The organism is Pseudomonas sp. 2822-15 (assembly GCF_002742515.1).
GTDB lineage: Bacteria > Pseudomonadota > Gammaproteobacteria > Pseudomonadales > Pseudomonadaceae > Aquipseudomonas > Aquipseudomonas salomonii.
Map to the genome: position 1 here is coordinate 1 of NZ_LJRY01000087.1, position 365 is coordinate 365.

1 protein-coding gene is annotated in these 365 nt (G+C 55.3%); it reads right to left on the reverse strand.

What is annotated here, in order from left to right; all coding sequences use genetic code 11:
- A partial coding sequence (locus AOA59_RS32320) for an immunoglobulin-like domain-containing protein (RefSeq protein ID WP_158235212.1) occupies positions 1 to 365 on the reverse strand: 365 nt, incomplete at both ends.

Genomic DNA, 365 nt, shown 5'->3' on the forward strand with positions numbered 1-365 from the left:
TTCTCGAAGTTGCCGCCCGCAGTTTTGGCGATGGTGGTGCTGACGGTGGAACCGTTGTTGTAGACGTCGTTAGCTGGAGTGTGGAAAACCGTGGAGCCTGTGGTCTCACCGGCTTTAATAGTGATCGTCTGACCGTTCGAAAGCGTCACGGTAACGTCGGTCTGCGCCTTGTTAGTCAAGGTCGCGGTGTAAGTGATGTCACCGCCTTCAACTACCGAGGCTTTATCAGCACTCAGAGAAACCGTGGTGTTGTCGATCGAGTCGGTAATCGAAGTGACGGCCGCTTTCGGATCGGTGACCAGGTTCTCGAAGTTGCCGCCCGCAGTTTTGGCGATGGTGGTGCTGACGGTGGAACCGTTGTTGTA